Source organism: Variovorax sp. TBS-050B, assembly GCF_029893635.1.
Taxonomy (GTDB): Bacteria; Pseudomonadota; Gammaproteobacteria; order Burkholderiales; family Burkholderiaceae_C; genus Variovorax.
The window spans coordinates 3,400,267-3,421,177 of sequence record NZ_JARXYR010000002.1 but is presented as its reverse complement, the minus strand read 5'-3'; the positions used below and the strand labels follow the sequence as shown (position 1 = coordinate 3,421,177).

20 protein-coding genes are annotated in these 20,911 nt (G+C 69.9%); 4 read left to right on the top strand and 16 right to left on the bottom strand.

The genetic code is table 11. The features are described from left to right. The first annotated feature begins 6 nt into the window (after positions 1–6). Genes M2165_RS18915 through M2165_RS18900 form a run of 4 tightly spaced genes read left to right on the top strand, consistent with a single transcriptional unit; the run spans position 7 to position 4,792 of the window. Positions 7–978, top strand: a complete 972-nt coding sequence (locus M2165_RS18915) for a DUF58 domain-containing protein (RefSeq protein ID WP_280816124.1) — start codon at positions 7–9, stop codon at positions 976–978. Continuing rightward, positions 975–2,993, top strand: a complete 2,019-nt coding sequence (locus M2165_RS18910; protein ID WP_280817575.1) for a DUF3488 and transglutaminase-like domain-containing protein — start codon at positions 975–977, stop codon at positions 2,991–2,993. Before M2165_RS18915 ends, M2165_RS18910 begins: the two co-directional genes overlap by 4 nt. Positions 2,994–3,039: 46 nt before the next feature. Next, entirely contained in the window at positions 3,040–4,140 is a 1,101-nt protein-coding gene (mltB, locus tag M2165_RS18905) for a lytic murein transglycosylase B (protein ID WP_280816123.1), read from the top strand. 16 nt (positions 4,141–4,156) lie between these two features. Next, entirely contained in the window at positions 4,157–4,792 is a 636-nt protein-coding gene (locus M2165_RS18900; protein WP_280816122.1) for an N-methyl-D-aspartate receptor NMDAR2C subunit, read from the top strand. A gap of 7 nt (positions 4,793–4,799) precedes the next feature. Here M2165_RS18900 and M2165_RS18895 read toward each other — a convergent pair whose 3' ends face one another. The 16 genes from M2165_RS18895 to glpD form a co-directional block, all read right to left on the bottom strand. Further along, the gene (locus M2165_RS18895; protein ID WP_280816121.1) at positions 4,800–5,309 is read right to left on the bottom strand and encodes a hypothetical protein; all 510 of its coding nucleotides are present in this window, start codon (positions 5,307–5,309) and stop codon (positions 4,800–4,802) included. Next, complete coding sequence (locus M2165_RS18890) at positions 5,306–6,388, bottom strand: beta-ketoacyl synthase N-terminal-like domain-containing protein (RefSeq protein WP_280816120.1); 1,083 nt, start codon at positions 6,386–6,388, stop codon at positions 5,306–5,308. The genes M2165_RS18895 and M2165_RS18890 overlap by 4 nt, the downstream gene beginning before the upstream one ends. Further along, a complete protein-coding gene (locus tag M2165_RS18885) occupies positions 6,385–6,660 on the bottom strand; it encodes a phosphopantetheine-binding protein (RefSeq protein ID WP_280816119.1) in 276 nt (91 codons plus the stop codon). The genes M2165_RS18890 and M2165_RS18885 overlap by 4 nt, the downstream gene beginning before the upstream one ends. Further along, positions 6,657–7,814, bottom strand: a complete 1,158-nt coding sequence (locus M2165_RS18880) for an ABC transporter permease (RefSeq protein ID WP_280816118.1) — start codon at positions 7,812–7,814, stop codon at positions 6,657–6,659. The genes M2165_RS18885 and M2165_RS18880 overlap by 4 nt, the downstream gene beginning before the upstream one ends. Before the next feature lie 5 nt (positions 7,815–7,819). Further along, a complete protein-coding gene (locus M2165_RS18875; protein WP_280816116.1) occupies positions 7,820–8,686 on the bottom strand; it encodes an ABC transporter ATP-binding protein in 867 nt (288 codons plus the stop codon). A gap of 376 nt (positions 8,687–9,062) precedes the next feature. Further along, positions 9,063–10,043 (bottom strand): BtrH N-terminal domain-containing protein, encoded by a 981-nt coding sequence (locus M2165_RS18870; RefSeq protein WP_280816115.1) that lies wholly within the window; start codon positions 10,041–10,043, stop codon positions 9,063–9,065. Further along, positions 10,040–10,435: a hypothetical protein gene (locus M2165_RS18865; protein ID WP_280816114.1), complete on the bottom strand. Its 396-nt coding sequence runs from the start codon at positions 10,433–10,435 to the stop codon at positions 10,040–10,042. The genes M2165_RS18870 and M2165_RS18865 overlap by 4 nt, the downstream gene beginning before the upstream one ends. Before the next feature lie 2 nt (positions 10,436–10,437). Continuing rightward, the gene (locus M2165_RS18860; RefSeq protein ID WP_280816113.1) at positions 10,438–11,574 is read right to left on the bottom strand and encodes a beta-ketoacyl-ACP synthase III; all 1,137 of its coding nucleotides are present in this window, start codon (positions 11,572–11,574) and stop codon (positions 10,438–10,440) included. Next, positions 11,564–12,544: a dialkylrecorsinol condensing enzyme gene (locus tag M2165_RS18855; protein WP_280816112.1), complete on the bottom strand. Its 981-nt coding sequence runs from the start codon at positions 12,542–12,544 to the stop codon at positions 11,564–11,566. The genes M2165_RS18860 and M2165_RS18855 overlap by 11 nt, the downstream gene beginning before the upstream one ends. Positions 12,545–12,748: 204 nt before the next feature. Further along, the gene (locus tag M2165_RS18850; protein WP_280817574.1) at positions 12,749–14,479 is read right to left on the bottom strand and encodes an ABC transporter substrate-binding protein; all 1,731 of its coding nucleotides are present in this window, start codon (positions 14,477–14,479) and stop codon (positions 12,749–12,751) included. A 102-nt stretch (positions 14,480–14,581) separates the two neighbouring features. Next, positions 14,582–14,890 carry a DUF2160 domain-containing protein gene (locus M2165_RS18845; RefSeq protein WP_280816111.1) on the bottom strand — a complete coding sequence of 103 codons (309 nt, stop codon included), beginning with the start codon at positions 14,888–14,890 and terminating at the stop codon, positions 14,582–14,584. A gap of 134 nt (positions 14,891–15,024) precedes the next feature. Then, positions 15,025–15,837, bottom strand: a complete 813-nt coding sequence (locus M2165_RS18840; RefSeq protein WP_280816110.1) for a carbohydrate ABC transporter permease — start codon at positions 15,835–15,837, stop codon at positions 15,025–15,027. A 289-nt stretch (positions 15,838–16,126) separates the two neighbouring features. Beyond that, positions 16,127–17,017 carry a sugar ABC transporter permease gene (locus M2165_RS18835; RefSeq protein ID WP_280816109.1) on the bottom strand — a complete coding sequence of 297 codons (891 nt, stop codon included), beginning with the start codon at positions 17,015–17,017 and terminating at the stop codon, positions 16,127–16,129. Continuing rightward, positions 17,014–18,084: an ABC transporter ATP-binding protein gene (locus tag M2165_RS18830; RefSeq protein ID WP_280816108.1), complete on the bottom strand. Its 1,071-nt coding sequence runs from the start codon at positions 18,082–18,084 to the stop codon at positions 17,014–17,016. The genes M2165_RS18835 and M2165_RS18830 overlap by 4 nt, the downstream gene beginning before the upstream one ends. Positions 18,085–18,086: 2 nt before the next feature. After that, on the bottom strand, positions 18,087–19,160 hold the full coding sequence (locus tag M2165_RS18825; protein ID WP_280816107.1) for an ABC transporter ATP-binding protein: 1,074 nt from the start codon (positions 19,158–19,160) through the stop codon (positions 18,087–18,089). Then, a complete protein-coding gene (glpD, locus tag M2165_RS18820) occupies positions 19,160–20,836 on the bottom strand; it encodes a glycerol-3-phosphate dehydrogenase (protein WP_280816106.1) in 1,677 nt (558 codons plus the stop codon). The genes M2165_RS18825 and glpD overlap by 1 nt, the downstream gene beginning before the upstream one ends. Positions 20,837–20,911: the final 75 nt, after the last annotated feature.

Below are 20,911 nucleotides of genomic sequence, written 5' to 3'. Positions count from 1 at the left end.
GCAGCGATGATCGCGTCCCTGCGCTCGCGCATCGACGGCTGGTTCCTCTCGCGCCGGCCGCCCTCGGACACGCTGGACCTGACGCAGCGCAATGTCTACATCGTCCCGACGCGTGCCGGCTGGACGCTGGCCGCCACGCTGCTGGTGCTGCTGGTGGCCTCGATCAACTACCAGCTCAACCTCGGCTACCTGCTGACCTTCCTGCTCGCGGGCAGCGTGGCCGTGGGCATGCACGTGAGCCACGCGACCCTGCGCGGCCTGGCGCTGCACATGATGCCGCCCGAGCCGCACTACGCGGGCGCGGCCGCCGTCTTCCGCGTGGTGCTGCACAACACGCGCCGCAGCGTGCGTTACGGCATCGGCATGGCGGTGCGCGGCAGCGGCCAGTGGGCCTGGACCGACGTGCCGGCCGAAGGCAGCGCCACGGTCGAGATCGCCTTCCTGCCCGAACGGCGCGGGCTGCATCCGGTGCCGCCGCTCACCGCCGAGACCCGCTTCCCGCTCGGCACCTTCCGCGTCTGGACGGTCTGGCGGCCCGCCGCGCAGATGCTGGTCTATCCCGCGCCCGAACTCCATCCGCCGCCGCTGCCGCCGGGCCAGCCGCTCGCCGGGCCCGCCGCGATCTCGTCGGCGCTGCGCGCGCAGGCGGCCGGCGAGTACGACGGCCTGCGCGCCTACCGGCGCGGCGATCCGCTCAAGCTCGTGGTCTGGAAACGGGCCGCCCGGGCGCAGGCCACGGGCTCGGAGGAGCTCGTGAGCCGCGACCTGCAGCAGACGCAGCGCGAAGAACTCTGGCTCGACGCGCAGGCCGCCGCCCTCCCCGACACCGAGGCGCGGCTGTCGCGGCTGTGCGCCTGGGTGTTGATGGCGGACCGCCTGGGCGTGGACTACGGCCTGCGCGTGGCAGGGCGCGTGGTGCAGCCCTCGCAGGGCGAGGCACATCGCCGGGCCTGCCTGGAGGCGCTGGCCCTATGTTGAAGAAGCTCAGGCGCGAGATGGCGGCGCTGCCGCGCGACGCGCGCGACACGCTGTTCCTGCTCGCCGTGATCGCGCTGATCGTGCTGCCGCAGGCGCAGAACCTGCCCTGGTGGTGCTCCGCCATCACCGCCATGGTGCTGGTGTGGCGCGGCATGCTGGCGATCGAGGCCAAGCCGCTGCCGGGCAAGTGGTGGCGCGCCGGCCTACTGGTGGTCACGGTGGCCGCCACCTACGCCACCCACCGCACGCTGCTCGGCCGCGATGCCGGCGTGACGCTGGTGGTGATCCTGCTCGCGCTCAAGACGCTGGAGCTGCGCGCCCGCCGCGATGCCTTCGTGCTGTTCTTCCTGGGCTTCTTCGCGATGCTCACGAACTTCTTCTATTCGCAGTCGCTCATGACCGCCTTCATGATGCTGCTCGCGCTGCTCGGCCTGCTGACCGCGCTGGTCAATGCGCACATGCCCGTGGGCCGGCCGCCGCTGATGCAGGCGGCGCGCACCGCCAGCTGGATGGCACTGGCCGGCGCGCCGATCATGCTCGCGCTGTTCATGCTCTTTCCGCGCTTCGCGCCGCTGTGGGGCACGCCCGGCGACGCGATGGCGGGGCGCACCGGCCTGTCTAATACGATGCGCGTGGGCACCATCGCCGAACTGGCGCTCGACGACGGCATCGCGGCGCGCATCCGCTTCGAGAACGACCGCATCCCGCCGCAGAGCCAGCTCTATTTCCGTGGACCGGTGCTGGCGCAGTTCGACGGCCGCGAATGGACCGCGCTGCCGTCGTGGCTTCGCACCGCGCAGGGCGCCGGCAACCTGCGCACCAGCGGCGAGCCGGTGCGCTACGAGGTGACGCTCGAACCCAGCCACCGCCCCTGGCTGCTCACGCTCGACGTGGCGGCCAGCGCGCCGCAGCTGCCCGGCTTCGAGGTCAACGGCACCACCGACCTGCAGTGGCTCGCGAGCCGGCCGATTTCCGACCTGGTGCGCTACAGCGCCGAGAGCTTCACGCGCTTCGAGAGCGGCCCGACGCGGCCGAGCGGCGCGCTGCGCGCCTACCTCGCGCTGCCGCCCGGCAGCAATCCGCGCACCGCCGCGCTCGCGGCCCAGATGCGCGCCGACCCCGCGCTCGCCGGCGCCGACGCCGCGGCCTTCGTGCGCGCCGCGCTGCAGCGGCTGCGCACGGGCGGCTACACCTACACGCTCGAACCCGGCGTCTACGGCAACGAAACGGCCGACGAGTTCTGGTTCGACCGCAAAGAGGGCTTCTGCGAGCACATCGCCTCGGCCTTCGTGGTGCTGATGCGCAACCTCGGCATTCCCGCGCGCATCGTCACCGGCTACCAGGGCGGCGACCTCAACACCATCGACAACTACTGGGTGGTGCGCCAGAGCGACGCCCATGCCTGGGCCGAGGTCTGGCAGGAGGGCAAGGGCTGGGTGCGCGTCGATCCCACGGCCGCGGTCGCGCCGGGCCGCGTCGGCCAGCTGCAGCGGCTGGTGCCGCAGCCGGGGCTGTTCGCGGGCGCCATCGGCGCGATGAGCCCCACGCTCGCACAGACCGTGCGCGCGGCCTGGGAGGCGGTCAACAACGGCTGGAACCAGTGGGTGCTCAACTACACCCAGAGCCGGCAGCTCAACCTGTTGAAGACGCTGGGCTTCGACGCGCCCAGCCTCGAGGACCTGGCCTACGTGCTGCTCTACCTGCTCGTGGGCGCGAGCCTTGCGGGTGCGGCCTGGACACTGTGGGAGCGCAGCCAGCACGACCCCTGGTTGCGCCTGCTCGGCGAAGCGCGCACGCGCCTCGCCAAGGCCGGTCTGGTGCTGCCCGCCACCGCGCCGCCGCGCCAGATGGCGCAGCAGGCCGAGGCGCGCTTCGGTCCCGCCGCGCGCACGCTGCGCGACTGGCTGCTGAAGCTCGAGGCCCAGCGCTATGCGAAGGCGTCGCCCGCCTCGCTGGGTGCGCTGCGCGCCGAGTTCCGGCGCATCGAGTGGCCGGCGGCGCCGCCGCGGCGCTGAAGTCGGGCGCGAGAACGGGCCGCGGCCGGCGGCACAATCGCACCCCATGCGATCTTCTCTTTCCGCGCCGCCGCGCGCCGCCGCCCTTCTTCTGCTCGCCGCCTGCTGTGCCTGGCCCCTGGGTGCCGCGGCCCAGAAGAAGACCTCCGCCGCCGCCGCGCGCCCGGTGAAGGCCGTGACCGGCAGCACGCCCTATGCGACGCGCGAGGACGCGATGCACTTTGCCGACCAAGTTGCCGAGCGCCGCGGCCTCGACCGCGAATGGGTGCGCGCCACCATCGGCAGCGCGCGCTTCCTGCCCGGCGTGCCACGCCTGATGCTGCCCGGGCCGCCCGGCGGCGTGAAGAACTGGCAGGTCTACCGCAGCCGCTTCATCGACGCCACGCGCATCGCCGCGGGCGTGCGCTTCTGGCGCGCCAACGCCGAGACGCTGGCGCGGGCCGAGGCCACCTACGGCGTGCCGGCCGAGATCATCGTCGGCATCGTCGGCGTGGAGACCATCTACGGCCGCAACATGGGCAACTTCCGCGTGATCGACGCGCTCGCCACGCTCTCCTTCGACTTTCCGCAGGGCCATCCGCGCGCCGCCGAGCGCGAAGCCTTCTTCCGCGGCGAGCTCGAGAACTTCCTGTCCGACGAGGGCCGCACCGCGCGCAACCCACTCGTGCCCGTGGGCAGCTACGCGGGCGCGATGGGCATGCCGCAGTTCATGCCGAGCAGCATCGCGAAGTACGCGGTCGACTTCGACGGCGACGGCCGCATCGACCTGGTCGACAACCCCGCCGACGTGATCGGCTCGGTCGCGAACTACTTCAAGGCCTTCGGCTGGACGCCCGGCATGCCCGCGACCTATCCGGTGCACTTCGAGGAAGAGCGGCTCAAGAAGGCGCTGCTGCTCGCGCCCGACATCCGTCCCACCTTCAGCGCCGACAGCTTCGTGGCCGCCGGCGCGGTGCCCGAGGGCGACGGCCTCCGGCACCAGGGCCTGCTCGCGTTGATCGAACTGCAGAACGGCCCCGACGCGCCGCCCACCTACGTGGCGGGCACGCGCAACTTCTACGTGATCACGCGCTACAACTGGAGCAGCTACTACGCGATGTCGGTGCTCGATCTCGGCCAGGAGATCAAGGCCGCGATGGCGCAGTAGCCCGCGCGCGACCGTCATGCAGCCGCTCGCCCCCGATGCCCGGCGCGCCAACTGGCAAGCGGCCTGGCGCGCGCTCGGCGTCGTTGCGGTCGACGAGGCGCTGCGCGCGGAGATCGAACGCCGCTACACCGAGCCGCAGCGCCACTACCACACGCTGCAGCACCTCGGCGAATGCCTGGCCTGGTTCGAGCGCGAAAAGGCCCAGGCCGAACGCCCCGCCGAAGTCGCGATCGCACTCTGGTTCCACGACGCGGTCTACGACGTGCATGCGCACGACAACGAGGCGAAGAGCGCCGACTGGGCGCGCGACGCGATGCACGCCGCCGGCGTAGCGCCCGAGGCGGCCGCGCGCGTGCATGCGCTGGTGATGGCAACGCGGCACGATGCGGTGCCGGTGGGGCGCGATGCCGAGCTGCTGATCGACATCGATCTTTCGATTCTCGGCGCCGAGCCCGCGCGCTTCGTCGAGTACGAGCGCCAGGTGCATGCGGAATACGGCTTCGTGCCGCCCGAGGTGCGCCGGCCGCGGCGCCGGGAGATTCTGCAGCGCTTCCTTGCGCGCCCGGCGATCTATGCCACGCCGCGCATGCACGCACTGCTCGAAGACCGGGCGCGCGCCAACCTCGCGCGCTCGATCGCGGCGCTCGGCTGAAGCCCGTTCAGGCGGGCACGAGGCGCCACCATTCGGAGCGCGCGGCCTCGCCCTCGCGCCCCTCCTCCACCACGCCGAAAAGCAGCCCCGCGGCGCCCGTGCCGTGCGCCGCGAGCCGCGGCAGCCGACGGGCCTCGCGCCCGAGCATGAAACTCGCATCGCCCTGCCAGCCGAGGCAGCGTCCGACCTCCGCGAGCATCAGCGCGGGCTGGCCCTGCATGAAGGTGAAGGGCATCGGCATGCCCGCGTCGAGCTGCGCCAGGCCCGCCTGCATCGCGCCCAGCGGCCCGCGCAGGCTGGTCGCGCGCAGGCGTGCGCCGGCCGGCAGCGCGGCTTCGCCGGCCGCGTCGAGGCAGCGGCGCGCGCCGTACATCGCGAGTTCGGTCCACAGGCCCACGCGCCGCGGCCGCTGGCCGAGCCGCGCGGCGAGGCGGTCGCGCCAGTCCTCGGGCAGCGCGTCGGCGCCCACGTGCGCAAGGGTGCGCCAGCCCGCAAGGTCGAGGTCGTCGATCGTCATGCGTGGTCCCCCGCGAGCAGCAGCGCGGCATGCCCGCCGCCGAAGCCCACGAGATTGAGCAGCAGATGGCGCAGCCGCGCGGGCGCCTCGGCCGCGAGCGCCACGCCGAGCCCAGCATCGAGCGCGTGCTCCGCGCGCGGCCATGCGCCGGCTTCGATGCAGGCCAGCAGCAATGCGAGCTCGGCCGCGCCCGAGGCGCCGAGCGTGTGGCCGATCTGCGCCTTGAGCGAGACCAGCGGCGGCAGCGTGCCGAACAGCTGCTTCAGCGCCTCGGCCTCGATCGCATCGTTCGCCGGGCCGCCGGCGGCCTGGACCTTGACGAGGTCGACGTCGGCGGTGGCCAGCCCGGCCTGCGCGAGCGCGCCCTCGCACATCGCGCGCACCGCGCTTGCCTCGGCGCCCGAGGGATTGCGCCCGTCCACCACGTTGGCGCCGCCCGCGATGCGCCAGCGCCCCGCCGGTGCGCGCGCGAGCCGCAGCGCGGCCACGGCCTCGCCGAGCACCAGGCCGTTGCGCGCGGCGCCGAAAGGCCGCGCGGCATCAGGCGACAGCAGCTGCATCGCGCCGAAGCCCGCCACCGTGAAGCGGTTGCCGAGCTCGGCGCCGATCACCAGCGCCTCGGCGGCTTCGCCGGCACGCAGCAGGTCGCAGGCCGCGAACACCGCGTTGAAGGCCGAGGTGCAGGCGGTCGAGACCGTGAAGACCGGCCCGCGCCAGTCGAGCGCGTGCGCGACGATGTCCGCGAAGTCGTCGAAGTCGCCGCCGAAGCGCGCGGCCGGCGGCACCTGTTCCATCTCGCCGACGTCGAGCGAGGACGAGGCCACGAAGAGCGGCGCATCGCGCGCCGCATCGTCCACGCCGGCTTCCGCGGCCACCGCGCGCACCGTGCGCACGAGCCGCGCCCGCCAGTCGCCCTCGCCGGCAGGGAGCCGGTAGACCGGCCACTGCACCTCGGGCGAGATGCGCACCGGTTCGGGCCGCACGCCGCCGCGGCGCAGCGCGGCCACGGCCGCGCGCAGGTCGCCGCCGAGCGCGCAGGCCAGGCCGGTGCCCGCCAGATGAACCGGCGCGAGGCTCATGCCTTGCCCGCTTGCGCGAGATGCCGTGCGAGGTGCGCGATCGATGTCAGCGCGCGGCGCGTCTCCTTGCTGTCGGGCATGCGCACGCCGAAGCGCTGCTGGATCGCCATCGACACCTGCAGCGCGTCGAGCGAGTCGAGGTCGAGCCGGGCCTCGGGGCCGAACAGCGGCTCGTCGTCGCCGAGGCCGCCGGGCGGCGCCTCCTTCTCGACGGCTTCGAGCACCATGGCCTTCAGGCCGGCGATGAATTCGGGGGAGACGGAAGCGGTCACGTTGCGGGTCTGCGAAACAGGAGAACGGCGAGCAGGAACATGGCGGCCGCGAACAGCACGAGCCGGCCGACCTGCGGCAGCGTGTCGGCCACGGTGCCGCCGCGCAGCAGCACCGTGAGCAGCGCCTCCAGGCCCCAGTTCATCGGCGACACCTCGACCACGCGCTGCATGAAGCCCGGCATGACGAACTTCGGCACCATGATGCCGCCGGCCGCCGCCATCAGCACGTTGACCATCGGCCCGATGGTCGCGGCCTGCGCGTGGCTGCGCACCGCGCAGGCGATCGCCAGCGAGAGGCTGACCGCGGCCAGGCTCACGGCGGCGAGCGCGACCGCGAGCGCGCCCCAGTGGATGCCGGCGAGCGAGAGCGCGTCGCCGCCGAGCAGCGGCATCAGCCAGATGCCGGCGGCGAGCATCAGCGCCGCCTGCAGCGCATTCACGCCGAGGTACGGCAGCGCCTTCGACAGCAGCAGCATGGTGCGCGACACGCCGAGGCTGCGCAGCCGCCCGAGCGCGCCGGAACCGCGCTCCTGCACGAACAGGCTCGAGAGCGAGGCCACCACGAAGAACATGCCGAACACCAGCCAGGCCGGCACGTTCTGCTGCACCGAGGTGGGCCGCGGTCCGCTGGTGGCGTGGCGCTCGGCATGCACCAGCGCCTGGATGGAGGCGTCCGGCGGCGGGCTGGCGGTGCCGGGTACGGCAAGCGCGAGCCGGGCCTTGAGTTCGCCCGACGCGCCGATGAGTTCGGCGCGCACGGCGTTGAAGAGGTTGGCGTCGATGCCGGGTTCGGCGAGCAGGCGGATGTGCGCGCGCGTCGGGAGCGCGGCCGATTCGAGCTCTTCGGACAGGCCCGGTTCGAGCACGATCACGTACTTGAGGCTTCCGCTGCGCAGCCGCTCCTGCCAGTCGGCGCCCAGCGGCTGCGGCGTGCCATGGCTGCGCTGCCAGAGCTGCCGCAGCCATTGCGCGGGCGTGCCGGTGTCGCGCATGTCGACGGCATAGCGCAGCTCGGCGAGCGGCGGGCGGTAGATGTCCTTCAGGGTCAGCGACATCAGCACGATGAAGACCATCGGCATCAGGAACAGCGCCGCGAGGCCGTGCATGTCGCGCACGAGGGCGAGCAGTTCCTTCCTGATGAGCGCGATCAGCATGGGCCTCAGTCGCGCAGCGAGCGGTGGGTGAGCGTCATGAAGAGCTGCTCGAGGTCGTGCCGGCCGAATTCGGCATGGCGCACGGCGATGCCCTCGGCCTCGAGCGCGGCGAGCACCGGCGCGGGGCCGACGCCTTCGTTCAGATGCACGCGCCAGTGCACGCCGCCCTCTTCCACGGTGCCGAAGCGCGCGAGCATGGCGGAATCGAGACCGTCGGCGGCGAGCGTGAGCAGCATGGCGCTTTTGGACAGCAGCGCGTCGAGCGGTCCTTCGCGCAGCACGCGGCCGCGGTCGAGGATGGCGACGCGGTCGGCGATGGCCTCGACCTCCTCCATGTAGTGCGAGGCGTAGACGACGGCCGCGCCCTGCTGCGCGAGGCTCTTGATGGCGTCGAGGATGAAGGCGCGCGATTGCGGATCGACGCCGACGGTGGGCTCGTCGAACAGCATGAGTTCGGGCTCGGGCAGGAGCGCGATGGCGAGGTTGAGCCTGCGCTTGAGGCCGCCGGAGAGGCGCTCGGCGCGCACGCCGGCGAAGGCTTCGAGCTGGGCGAAGCGCATGCAGTCGTCGATGCGCGCCTTCTTGCGTGCGCCGGAAAGCCGGCCGGCCGCGGCGAAGCAAGCGAGGTTCTCGGCGACGCTGAGCATGGGATAGAAGGCATGCTCCTGCGGCGCGACGGCGATGCGTGTGGGGGTCTTGGCGCGCACCTGATCGAGCGGCTGACCGTCGATGCGGATCTCGCCGGACTGGACGTGGAGCGCGCCCGACAGATGCGAGATGAGCGTGGTCTTGCCCGCGCCATTGGGACCGAGCAGGCCCATGACGGAGCCCCTGGGCACCGCGAGCGAGACTTCGTCGAGTGCGGGGGGCATCGGCGTGGGGGTAGCGGTGGCCCAGGCGCTTCAGTTCGAGCATGGCGCGGGGTGCCGTTGTGCTTGGCGCTGGTGTTCTGGGGGCTGCTGTTCGGGGCGCGCCCCCGCCGATGGTGGGCTCCCCTCCGCGAATGTCCCCCGGCCTGCGGCCTCCTCCTTTATTTCGCTGCGGGGAGCCCACCATCGACGGGAGCGGATCAGAGCACTCGTTGATCGGCCGCAAACCACGAGCGTGCCCTGTGCCCAGGGCACCGGGTGCTCCCCGCAGCGAAATAAAGGAGGAGCCGAAGGCGGGGGACATTCGCGGAGGGGAGCACCCGGTGGCCTGGGCACGCGCCCCGAAGCTCCACGCCACATCGACAGACAAAACCCCATTTCAGCCGACAGCCGCCTTGAGGTCGCGGAAAAAGCCCTCTTCCTGCTGCGCCAGCGCGCGCAGCAGCCCCGCGAGCCGCGCCGGATCGACCGCCTCGCGGCCCTTGACCATGCGGGCGGCCTTGAGTGCGAAGGCGCGCCAGTCGTCGCCGATGGCGATCAGCCGTTCGGACATCTGCTGCAGTTGCGGCTTGTCGAGCAGCTGCGCGGCCTCCTGCAGGAAGCCCGCGTAGATGAAGCGGAAGCCCGCGCCGCCGGTGCCGATCTCTTCCTGCATGCGCACCACGTGGCCGATGTAGTCCACCGTGTGCGCCTCGCCCACCGGCAGCCGGTCGATGCGCTTGGCGAGGGCGCGCATGCCGCGCACGCCGACGATCGGGATCGGCGCGAGCATGGTGCGCACGGTGCGGCGGATGGCCTTGCGCACCGCGTCGGGGGCGACGGCCTGGCGCTCGATCGCTTCCGGGTAGTACATGAGCCCCTTGGGCGCGAGCACGCCCTTGGCGAAGCGCGCGCGGGCCAGGTCGGCGCTGGCGCAGCGCACCGGCTCCTCGAACACGGGGTCGCTGATCAGGTAGTCGTCGCCCTCCTTGCCGTAGACCAGCAGGTTGTGCGCGTTGAAGTGGAAGCGCATGTTGGGCGGGAAGTACGGCAGCCAGTAGACCGAGGTCTGCAGGCCGACGAGCCGGCCGTCGGCGAGCAGCGCGTCGAGCCGCTGCTGGCCGGCCTCGGCGCTGCGGAAGGTCTCGAAGCGGAAGCGCGCGGCCATCGGCGCCAGCAGGCCCTTGATGATCGCCTTGGGCGGCATGCGGTACGAGATGAGCGGCAGGCCCGAGAGCTTGATGAACGGCAGGTACGCGAACGACAGCGCCGACGAGAGGCCGAAGGCCATGGCCTCGGTCATCGGCGCGCCGTGGTGGCGCATGAGGCTGGAGATGACGCCGCTTTCGCAATGCGCCGCTTGCTGGTGCTCGAAGTTCACGGCAGGCTCCGCAGGGTGGCGACGGGCAGGCCCAGTGCGTCGGCATAGCGCGCGAGCTGGCGCGCACCGAGCGCCGCGAAGTGCCGCGGCTGCAGATGGCGCCGCACGCGCCACTGCCAGAAGCCGCTGGTCTGCGAGAGCAGCGCCACGTCCATGCGGCGTTCGTACATCCAGTATTCGAGCGGCGACGCGAGCCCGGCCGCAACGCGCGCCCTGGCGGCCCGGGCCTGTTCGACCAGCACGTCGACCGCATGGCTGGTGACGATCTCCTCCGCCTCCCAGCCGCGCGAGCGCGTGGTGACCACGCGGCCCTCGGCGTCGCGCGCGTACATGAGCTTGGAATGCCCGTCGAGCGTGGCATTGCCCTCCTGGGGAACGGCGTCGAGGTCCATGGCTATACGGCGGTCAGGTGGATGAAGCCGCTCGAGAAGCGTCCGCTCTCGGGCACGAACATCAGCAGCCGGTGGCCCGGCCGGATGCGGCCGGAGCGGAACAGCTCGTCGAGCATGATGTACGGCGAGGCCGAGCCGGTGTTGCCCTTGGTCAGCAGGTTGCTGAACCAGCGCTCGCGCGGGATCGCGAAGCCGATCTCCTCGAGGCAGCGGGCCACGGGTTCGAAGAAGTAGCTCGACGACAGGTGCGGAAGGAACCAGTCGATCTCGGCCGCCTTCAGCGCGCGCTTGTCGATCAGCGCGGCGAGGGGCTCGCCGAGGGTGGCGCGCACGATGTGCTGGTTGAGCAGGCGCACGTCCTGCTTCACGGCGAAGGTGGAGGCGCGCGCCCAGTCCTCGGGCGCGGTGCGGGCCCAGCCTTCGAAGGCGCCCTCGGCGTTCCGGTCGCCGCCGGCGTACATGCAGACCGGCAGTTCGTGCGCGGCCGAGGACAGGTCGATCCAGTCGATGCGCAGCGACAGCGGCCCGCGCGGCGTGCGCTCGAGCAGCACGGCGCCGGCGCCGTCGGAGAGCATCCAGCGCAGGAAGTCCTTCTCGAACGCGAGCTCGGGCCGCTCCTCGAGCGCCGCGAGCTTGTGCTCGACCTCGGCCTCGAAGCGGTCGCCGCGCATCACGGCCGAGGCCAGTTCCGAGCCCGTGGCCACCGCGCGCTGCGCATCCCCCGCGCGCACCGAGAGCCAGGCGTGCTTGAGCGCTGCGGCGCCCGCGAGGCAGATGCCGGCGCAGGCCACCGCCTCGAGCCGGGGCCAGCCCAGTTCGCCATGCACCATGACCGCATGGTTGGGCATCAGCTGGTCGGGCAGCGAGGTGCCGGTCGCAAGGCAGTCGACCGGGCCGATGTCGTCGCCGAGCGCGCGGATCGCCTCGGCCGTGAGCTGGGCGTTGCTCATCGCGAGCTGCCCGGTGGCGCGGTCGATGGCGTAGTGGCGCGAACGGATGCCGTTGCTGCGCAGGATCAGCCGCCGCGCGCGCGAGGCCTTGCCGCCGATGCGGCCGAGGACCTCTTCGATGTCTTCGTTGCCGACCGCGGAAAAGGGCAGGAAGGCGGCGGTGCGGGTCAGGAAGACTTCAGTCGTCATAAAGGGGAACACGGTCCACGGCCGAGCCCGAAGGGCACTCGAAATGGGCCGTCATTCTAGTCAGCCACCCCTTGAACAGCGGCCGCAGCAGCGCCTGCAGGGTCAGGCTCACCGGCACCACGGTGACGATCAGCGCCAGCAGGAACAGCACGTAGAGCACCAGCAGCGGCTTGCGCTGCCATGCGCCCGGCCGGCCGGCCGCCATGATCAGCTTGCCCCAGAGGAAGAAGCTGCGCGTGCCGGCCTTCTCGCTGATGAGCAGCCGCGCATCGGCCCGGACGGCGCCGAGGCCCGCGAGCAGCGGACCGGCGCCGCGCTCCCGGTCCTCGTGCAGCGCGTCGCGCAGGGCGCGGCCGAAACGGGCGCTGCCCTCGATCTGCGCGGCATTCAGGCCCGCGTCGGGCATGCCCCAGAAGCCGCGCTTGCGGCCCCAGATCAGCCAGGCGGGCGTGGTGAAGAAGGTGGCGAGGGTCGGGCCGGGGTCGGTGAAGACCACGTTGTCGATCAGCCGTGCGCCCACCGCGTCGAGCAGGCCCTTGAGCTTCTCGTGCGCCAGCAGCCACATGTTGCGGCAGGCGATCACCGTGACCACGGGCTTGCCGCGCAGCAGCCGGGCCGCGACGGGATGCTTCAGGAAGGCCACCACCGGCTGCGACGGAGCGAGGAACCAGACCTGGTAGGGCAGGATGACGAGGTCGAAGTCCTCCTCGCCCGTGAGCGAGAGCGGCGCCAGCGGCGCCGGCTTCATGTGCGCCGACTCCGGAAAGGCGTCGAAGAAGCGCAGGAAGGGCCAGGGAAAGGGAAATTCCGCCGCCGGCCGCAGCACCTCCACATGCACCGAGATCCCGGGGTCGGCCGCGAGCGGCGCCACGATCTGCCCGGCGACGCTCGACAGCTGCCCCGTCTGGGAATAGTGGACGACCAGGACGCGCTTGGGGTGCGCGGCGGGACTGGAAATGCTTGAGGTCACTTGCAGGGGCGAAACGAGGGCCGTCGAATGTAAGCCAAACAGTGCAACCGGCGCATCTGCTATTGGTCATGCCGTCGTATCGGCCCCACGGATAGGCCCGGGAACAGGCAAAAAAGGGCCGCGCCTCGCGACGCGGCCCCTCTCAGGCCGTCGGCAGCCCCGAGGCGGCGCCGGTGCGGACCGGCGGCGCTCCGGGAGGCGTCCTCAACGGACCTTGCCTTCCTTCCAGGCGGTCAGCAGCTTGTTGTAGTCGATCGTTTCGCCCTTCGGCTTCTCGTTCGCCAGCTTCTTCCAGGGGGCGTTCTTGTCGCTGAGCCACTTGTTCGGATCGCCCTTGGCATTGAGCTTGGGCGCGCAATGGGCCATGCCGGCGCGCTGCAGGCGGGCCATCACGTTGTCCATCTCGTCGGCCAGGTTGTCCATGGCCTTCTGCGGGGTCTTCTCGCCCGTCACGGCCTCGGCCACGTTCTTCCACCAGAGCTGGGCCAGCTTGGGGTAGTCGGGCACGTTGGTGCCGGTCGGCGTCCAGGCCACGCGCGCGGGGCTGCGGTAGAACTCGACCAGGCCGCCGAGCTTGGGCGCCATGTCGGTCATGGCCTTCGACTGGATGTCCGACTCGCGGATCGGCGTCAGGCCCACGATCGTCTTCTTGAGCGAGACGCTCTTGGAGGTCACGAACTGGGCGTAGAGCCAGGCGGCGGCGGTCTTGTTGGCGTCATGGCCGTTGAAGAACGACCACGAACCCACGTCCTGGTAGCCGTTCTGCATGCCCTGCTTCCAGTACGGACCGTTCGGGCCGGGCGCCATGCGCCACTTGGGCGTGCCGTCCTCGTTGACCACCGGCAGGCCCTTCTTGGTCATGTCGGCCGTGAAGGCCGTGTACCAGAAGATCTGCTGCGCGATCTGGCCCTGGGCCGGCACCGGGCCGGCCTCGCCGAAGGTCATGCCCATGGCTTCCTTGGGCGCGTACTTCTTCATCCAGTCGATGTACTTGGTAAGGGCGTAGACGGCGGCCGGCGAATTGGTCGCGCCGCCGCGCGCCACCGAGGCACCCACCGGCGTGCACTTGTCGTCGGCCACGCGGATGCCCCATTCGTCGATCGGCATACCGTTCGGGTTGCCGATGTCGGCGGTGCCGGCCATCGAGAGCCAGGCGTCGGTGAAGCGCCAGCCGAGCGACGGGTCCTTCTTGCCGTAGTCCATGTGGCCGTAGATCGGCTTGCCGTCGATGGTCTTCACGTCGACGCTGAAGAACTCGGCGATGTCCTCGTAGGCGCTCCAGTTGAGCGGCACGCCGAGGTCGTAGCCGTACTTGGCCTTGAACTTGTCCTTCAGGTCCTTGCGGTCGAACAGGTCGGCGCGGAACCAGTAGAGGTTGGCGAACTGCTGGTCGGGCAGCTGGTAGAGCTTGCCGTCGGGCGCGGTGGTGAACTTGGTGCCGATGAAGTCCTTGATGTCGAGCCCGGGGTTGGTGTACTCCTTGCCCGCGCCGGCCATGTAGTCGGTCAGGTTCATCATCTTGCCGTAGCGGTAGTGCGTGCCGATCAGGTCGGAGTCGGAGATCCAGCCGTCGTAGATCGACTTGCCCGACTGCATCGAGGTCTGCAGCTTCTCGACCACGTCGCCTTCCTGGATCAGGTCGTGCTTGACCTTGATGCCGGTGATCTCCTCGAAGGCCTTGGCGAGCGTCTTCGACTCGTATTCATGCGTGGTGATGGTTTCCGACACCACCGAGATCTCCTTCACGCCCTTGGCCTGCAGCTTCTTGGCCGCATCGATGAACCACTTCATCTCGGCGGTCTGCTGGTCCTTGCTCAGCGTGGAAGGCTGGAACTCGCTGTCGATCCATTTCTTGGCCTCGGGCTCTCCGGCCCATGCACCGTGCGCGGCGAACATCGCCGCCGCCATTGCCAATGCCGTGTAGCGCATCTTCATCATGAACGTGTCTCCTCGGTTGAAAGCTTCCCCGGTTCTTTCGATCGCGGCTCCGGGGAGGCAGAGAGCCGGTCGCGTCTCACAACAACAGAAAACTTCGCCCTAGCCCTTGCGCATGATCAGCGCGAGCAGGCACATCGACAGCACGAAGCTGATCCAGATCGAGGGCTCGGCCTCGAGGCTCATCCATTCCTGGAACTTGCCGGCCAGGCCGACGAAGATCAGGTTGACGTAGGCCGCGGCCAGCAGCCCGATGAAGAGCCGGTCGCCGCGCGTGGTCGCCATCGGCAGCCAGCCGCGGCGCATGGTGGTGGGCGACTTGATCTCCCACACGGTCATGCCGATCAGCATCAGCACGATGCAGGTGAAGAAAATGGCCACGGGTGTGGTCCATACCATCCAGTCGAACATTCTTTATCTCCTTGTCTTCTCTTGCGCCTTCCCCCTCTGGGGGAAGGTTGGGATGGGGGCATCGGCGTCCGATGGATACGCCGCTTGCCCCCACCCCTGCCCTCCCCCAGAGGGGGAGGGAGAAAAACCGAACCTCACACCCGGCCCATCGCAAAGCCTTTTGCGATGTAGTGGCGGACGAACCAGATGACAATCGCGCCCGGCACGATGGTCAGCACACCGGCCGCCGCAAGCGTCGCCCAGTCCATGCCCGATGCGCTCACGGTGCGCGTCATGGTGGCGACGATCGGCTTGGCGTTGACGCTGGTGAGCGTGCGCGCGAGCAGCAGCTCGACCCAGCTGAACATGAAGCAGAAGAACGCCGCCACGCCGACGCCGGCCTTGATGAGCGGCAGGAAAATCCTGACGAAGAAGCGCGGGAACGAGTAGCCGTCGATGTAGGCCGTTTCGTCGATCTCGCGCGGGATGCCGCTCATGAAGCCTTCGAGAATCCACACCGCGAGCGGCACGTTGAAGAGCAGGTGCGCGAGCGCCACGCCGAGGTGCGTGTCCATGAGCCCGACGGTGCTGTAGAGCTGGAAGAACGGCAGCAGGAACACCGCGGGCGGGGTCATGCGGTTGGTTAGCAGCCAGAAGAACACGTGCTTGTCGCCGAGGAACGAATAGCGCGAGAAGGCGTACGCCGCGGGCAGCGCCACGGTGAGCGAGATCACGGTGTTGATCGCGACGTAGATCAGGCTGTTGATGTAGCCCGAGTACCACGACTCGTCGGTGAAGATGCGCGCGTAGTTGGCCCAGGTGAGCTGCTGCGGAAAGAACGAGAAGCTCGAGAGGATCTCCTCGTTGGTCTTGAAGCTCATGTTGACCATCCAGTAGATGGGCAGCAGCGCGAACAGGATGTACAGCACCAGGAAGATGCTGCGTTTGCGGAATCTGTTGTCGTTCATTTCTGGTTCCTCCAACGCGTATCCAGGGCGCGTGCACAGGCCACCGGGTACTCCCCTCCGCGAATGTCCCCCGCCTTCGGCTCCTCCTTTATTTCGCTGCGGGGAGCACCCGATGCCCTGTGCACGGGGCACGCTCGTTGTTTGCGGCCGATCAACGACCGCTCTGTGCAACGAGCACGCCGACGGGGTGCCTTGCGCAGCGAAATAAAGGAGGAGGCCGAAGGCCGGGGGACATTCGCGGAGCAAGGTACCCCGTCGGCGTGATCGCGCCCCGAAGACAGCACTCGAATCATTGCTCCACCTCCGGCGTCTGCGTCCCAACCCGCTGCATCCAGTTGTAGAGCACGAAACAGAACAACAGGATGATGAGGAAGTAGATCAGCGAGAACGCCGCCGCCGGCCCGAGGTCGAACTGCCCCACCGCCTTCTGCGTCAGGTACTGGCTCAGGAAGGTCGTGGCGTTGCCGGGTCCGCCGCCCGTCAGAACGAAGGGCTCCGTGTAGATCATGAAGCTGTCCATGAAGCGCAGCAGCACCGCGATCATCAGCACGCCGCGCATCTTGGGCAGCTGGATGTAGCGGAACACCGCGAACTTGCTCGCGCCGTCGATCCGCGCCGCCTGGTAGTACGCGTCCGGAATCGAGCGCAGCCCCGCGAAGCACAGCAGCGCCACCAGCGGCGTCCAGTGCCACACGTCCATCACCAGCACCGTCAGCCAGGCGTCGGCCGCGCTGCCGGTGTAGTTGTAGTCCACGCCGAGCTTCTGCAGCGCATGGCCCAGGAGACCGATGTCCGCCCGGCCGTAGATCTGCCAGATCGTGCCCACCACGTTCCACGGGATCAGCAGCGACAGCGCCACCACCACCAGCACCGCCGACGACTTCCAGCCCTTCGCCGGCATCGACAGCGCCAGGCAGATCCCGAGCGGAATCTCCACCAGCAGCACCGACAGCGAGAAGCCCAGCTGGCGCCACAGCGCCTGGTGCAGCTCGTCGTCGCGCATCACCGAGGCGAACCACTCCGTGCCGACGAACACCCGCCGGTCGGGCGAGATGATGTCCTGCACCGAATAGTTGACCACCGTCATCAACGGCACGATGGCCGAGAAGGCCACGCACAGCAGCACCGGCAGCACCAGCCACCAGGCCTTCTGGTTGATCGGCTTGTTCGTCGGGTTCATGCCACCAGTTCCTCGTCCTTGTAGTAGCAGGTGTGCGTGTCCAGCACGCGCAGCCACACCGTGTCGCCGGCCGCGGGCGGCGTCTCACCGCCGTGCAGCCGCACCTTCACCGTGCTGCCGTCGGCGTCCGCGCTCAGCATCGTGTGCGTGCCCACGTCCTGCACCAGCGTCACGACCGCTGGCACCGCACCGGGCGCGCCGGCGCTCGCGAGGCGCAGGTACTCCGGGCGGATGCCGATCTTCAGCGCGCCCGGCGGCAGTTCGCGCGTCGGCTTGAGCGAGGTGCCGCCGACTTCGAGCGCGCCGTTCGCGCATTCGGCCGAAAGAAAGTTCATGCCCGGCGAGCCGATGAAATGGCCCACGAAGGTGTGCGCCGGCCGCTCGAACAGCGCCTCGGCGCTGCCCACCTGCACTGCCTTGCCGCGCGTCATCACCACCACCTCTTCGGCGAAGGTCAATGCCTCGACCTGGTCGTGCGTCACGTAGATCAGCGTGAGCTTGAGCTCGCGGTGGATCTGCTTGAGCTTGCGCCGCAGCTGCCACTTGAGGTGCGGATCGATCACCGTGAGCGGCTCGTCGAACAGCACCGCCGAGACGTCGCTGCGCACCAGGCCGCGGCCGAGCGAGATCTTCTGCTTGGCATCGGCCGCGAGGTTCGCGGCGCGCTGGTCGAGCTGGCCGCTCATGTCGAGCATCTCGGCGATCTCGCCCACGCGCTTCCTGATCTGGTCCTCGGGCACCTTGCGGTTGCGCAGCGGGAACGCGAGGTTCTCGGCCACGGTCATGGTGTCGTAGATCACCGGAAACTGGAACACCTGCGCGATGTTGCGCTCCTGCGGCGTGGCACGCGTCACGTCGCGGCCGTCGAACTTCACGCTGCCCTGCGAGGGCACGAGCAGGCCCGAGATGATGTTGAGCATGGTCGTCTTGCCGCAGCCCGAAGGGCCGAGCAAGGCATAGGCGCCGCCGTCGCGGAAGCTCATCTGCAGCGGCAGCAGCGCATAGTCGCTGTCCTGCTTCGGGTTCGGGCGGTAGGCGTGGGCCAGGTCGAGGTCGATGCGTGCCATGACTAGTTTCCTTTGCGCCAGGCCGGCGCGAGCGCCAGCTTTTCGCCGGCATCGAACACATAGGCTTGGGATGCGCTGAAGTAGAGCGTGATCGCGGTGCCCAGCTCGAACCGATGCACGCCCGTGAGCTGCGCCACCAGTTCGCCCACCGCGGTCTCGACGTGCACGAAGGTGTCGGAGCCCGAGATCTCGGCCAGCTCCACCTTGCCCGGCAAGGCGATGTCGCCCTCCCCCGCGCCCACGTTCAGTGCGCTCGCGCGCAGGCCGACCGTCACCGCGCCCGAGATGCCTTCGGGCAGCGGCAGCGCGAGCGCGGGGCCGCCCGCGAGCTGCACGCGGCCGGCCGATGCGGTGGCCGGCAGCAGGTTCATCGGCGGATCGCTGAAGGCGCGCGCCACGCGCAGCGACTGCGGCGCATGGAACACCTCGGCCGTGGGGCCGTACTGCAGCAGCTCGCCCGCGTCCATGACCGCGGTGTAGCCGCCGAGCAGCAGCGCCTCGCCCGGTTCGGTGGTGGCGTAGATCACGGTCGAATCGCCGGTCGCGAACAGCTGCGTGAGCTCTTCGCGCAGGCCTTCGCGCAGCTTGTAGTCGAGGTTCACCAGCGGCTCGTCGAGCAGCATCAGCGGCGCGTTCTTGGCGAGAGCGCGCGCGAGCGCCACGCGCTGCTGCTGGCCGCCCGAGAGCTCCGAGGGATAGCGGTCGAGGAACATGCCGATGTGCAACTTGTCGGCCAGCGCCTTCACGCGTGCATCGATGTTCGCCTCGCCGCGCAGCTTCAGCGGCGAGGCGATGTTGTCGGCCACCTTGAGCGAGGGATAGTTGATGAACTGCTGGTACACCATGGCGACGTTGCGCTCGCGCACCGGCATGCCGGTCACGTCCTGCCCATCGACCAGCACGCGGCCGCTGCTCGGCGCATCGAGCCCCGCCATCAGGCGCATCAGGCTGGTCTTGCCGGCCTGCGTGGCGCCCAGCAGCACGGTCACCGCGCCGCTCTTCGGTGCGATGCTCTGCTCGTAGAGCCAGGTCTGCGCGCCGACCTTCTTGGTCACGCGCTCCAAAGTCAGTTGCATCAACGCTCCCCGTGAATCGTGGTGTGGCTGTCGTTCTTCGCGCGCGCCTGCAGCCAGGCTGCGACCTGCGCGCGCTGTTCGTCGGTGTAGTGCAGGCCGAGCTTGGAGCGGCGCCAGAGCACGTCGTCGGCGTTCGCCGCCCACTCCTCCTGCTGCAGGAACCGCAGTTCGCGCTCGTGCAGCCCCGGCGCCACGGCCGCGCCCATGTCCGCCATCGACCGTGCGTCGCCGAGCAGCCCGTCGATGCGCGCACCGTAGGCACGCGCCAGGCGGCGCGCGAGCTTCGGATCGAGCCAGGGATGGCGCGCCTGCACCGCGGCCACGAAGCGCTCGAAGTCGTCGTCCGGCCGCGTCGCGGCGCCGATCCAGGCCGAGAGATCGCCGCCCGGCAGGAAGGCGCCTTCGGTCCATGCGGCGCGCTGCGCGCCGGCATCGCCGAGCATGCGGCAGACCTCGTCGGCGGCGTCTTCCGCGAGCTTGCGGAAGGTGGTGATCTTGCCGCCCCAGACCGACAGCAGCGGCGCCGCCGCGGTGTTCGACTCGAGCATGTAGTCGCGCGTCACGGCCGAGGGATCGCCCGAGGCGTCGTCGAGCAGCGGGCGCACGCCCGAGTAGGTCCAGACCACGTCGGCCGGCGCCACCGGCTGCGCGAAATAGCGGCTCGCCTGCGTGCAGAGGTAGGCGATCTCGTCCTCCGAGATGCGCGCCGCGCCGGGATCGTCGGCGTTGAGTTCGATGTCGGTGGTGCCGATCAGCGTGAAGTCGTCCTGGTACGGGATCGCGAAGATGATCCGCTTGTCGGGGTTCTGGAAGATGTAGGCATGGTCGTGGGCGAACAGGCGCGGCACCACGATGTGGCTGCCCTTGACCAGCCGCAGGTGCCGTGTCGCGAGCGCCTCGCCCTTGGCCGATTGCGCCACGCCGCGCAGGAACGATTCGGCCCACGGGCCCGCGGCATTGACCACGGCGCGCGCGCGCACCACGCGGATGCCGCCGTCCGCGGCCTCGAGCGTCGCGGTCCATCCGTCGGCGTCGCGCTGCGCATGGACGCAGCGGGTGCGCGTCAGCACTTCGGCGCCGCGCGCCCTCGCATCCACGGCATTGAGCACCACCAGCCGCGCATCGTCGACCCAGCCGTCCGAATAGACGAAGCCGCGCCCGAACTGCGGCTTGAGCGGCGCGCCCGCCGCGTGGCTGCGCAGGTCCACGCTGCGCGAGCCCGGCAGCACCTCGCGGCGCGCCAGATGGTCGTACATGAAGAGGCCGATGCGGATCATCCAGGCCGGCCGCATCGACGGATCGTGCGGCATCACGAAGCGCAGCGGCCACATGATGTGCGGCGCGCTCTTGAGCAGCACCTCGCGCTCCTGCAGCGCCTTGCGCACCAGCGAGAACTCGTAGTACTCCAGGTAGCGCAGGCCGCCGTGGATGAGCTTGGTGGAGGCCGACGAGGTGTGCGAGGCGAGGTCGTCCTTCTCGCACAGCACCACGCGCCAGCCGCGGCCCGCGAGGTCGCGTGCGATGCCGCAGCCGTTGATGCCGCCGCCGACGATCAGCACGTCGCAATCGGTGGCCGGCGCCGGCGGTCGGGAGGAGAAATCGCTCACAGAAGATGGCCCATTGAGTTCGTGACTTCGATCACGGAAGGGCGCCATTGTATTTTCGTGTTTTTTCATTTGGATTCCTTTTGACGCGATTTTCCCCCGAGTTTTCCCTTAGTAGGATTCGTTTTAGTTCGTTTTAAAGTCGGC

Excerpts from the sequence above, each read along its gene's own strand:
- M2165_RS18840 (WP_280816110.1), bottom strand. The coding sequence starts at position 15,837 with ATGAACGACAACAGATTCCGCAAACGCAGCATCTTCCTGGTGCTGTAC.
- M2165_RS18895 (WP_280816121.1), bottom strand. The coding sequence starts at position 5,309 with ATGACGATCGACGACCTCGACCTTGCGGGCTGGCGCACCCTTGCGCAC.
- M2165_RS18835 (WP_280816109.1), bottom strand. The coding sequence starts at position 17,017 with ATGAACCCGACGAACAAGCCGATCAACCAGAAGGCCTGGTGGCTGGTG.
- M2165_RS18890 (WP_280816120.1), bottom strand. The coding sequence starts at position 6,388 with ATGAGCCTCGCGCCGGTTCATCTGGCGGGCACCGGCCTGGCCTGCGCG.
- M2165_RS18830 (WP_280816108.1), bottom strand. The coding sequence starts at position 18,084 with ATGGCACGCATCGACCTCGACCTGGCCCACGCCTACCGCCCGAACCCG.
- M2165_RS18915 (WP_280816124.1), top strand. The coding sequence starts at position 7 with ATGATCGCGTCCCTGCGCTCGCGCATCGACGGCTGGTTCCTCTCGCGC.
- M2165_RS18875 (WP_280816116.1), bottom strand. The coding sequence starts at position 8,686 with ATGCCCCCCGCACTCGACGAAGTCTCGCTCGCGGTGCCCAGGGGCTCC.
- M2165_RS18825 (WP_280816107.1), bottom strand. The coding sequence starts at position 19,160 with ATGCAACTGACTTTGGAGCGCGTGACCAAGAAGGTCGGCGCGCAGACC.
- M2165_RS18850 (WP_280817574.1), bottom strand. The coding sequence starts at position 14,479 with ATGAAGATGCGCTACACGGCATTGGCAATGGCGGCGGCGATGTTCGCC.
- M2165_RS18900 (WP_280816122.1), top strand. The coding sequence starts at position 4,157 with ATGCAGCCGCTCGCCCCCGATGCCCGGCGCGCCAACTGGCAAGCGGCC.
- M2165_RS18860 (WP_280816113.1), bottom strand. The coding sequence starts at position 11,574 with ATGACGACTGAAGTCTTCCTGACCCGCACCGCCGCCTTCCTGCCCTTT.
- M2165_RS18880 (WP_280816118.1), bottom strand. The coding sequence starts at position 7,814 with ATGCTGATCGCGCTCATCAGGAAGGAACTGCTCGCCCTCGTGCGCGAC.
- mltB (WP_280816123.1), top strand. The coding sequence starts at position 3,040 with ATGCGATCTTCTCTTTCCGCGCCGCCGCGCGCCGCCGCCCTTCTTCTG.
- glpD (WP_280816106.1), bottom strand. The coding sequence starts at position 20,836 with ATGAAAAAACACGAAAATACAATGGCGCCCTTCCGTGATCGAAGTCAC.
- M2165_RS18865 (WP_280816114.1), bottom strand. The coding sequence starts at position 10,435 with ATGGACCTCGACGCCGTTCCCCAGGAGGGCAATGCCACGCTCGACGGG.
- M2165_RS18845 (WP_280816111.1), bottom strand. The coding sequence starts at position 14,890 with ATGTTCGACTGGATGGTATGGACCACACCCGTGGCCATTTTCTTCACC.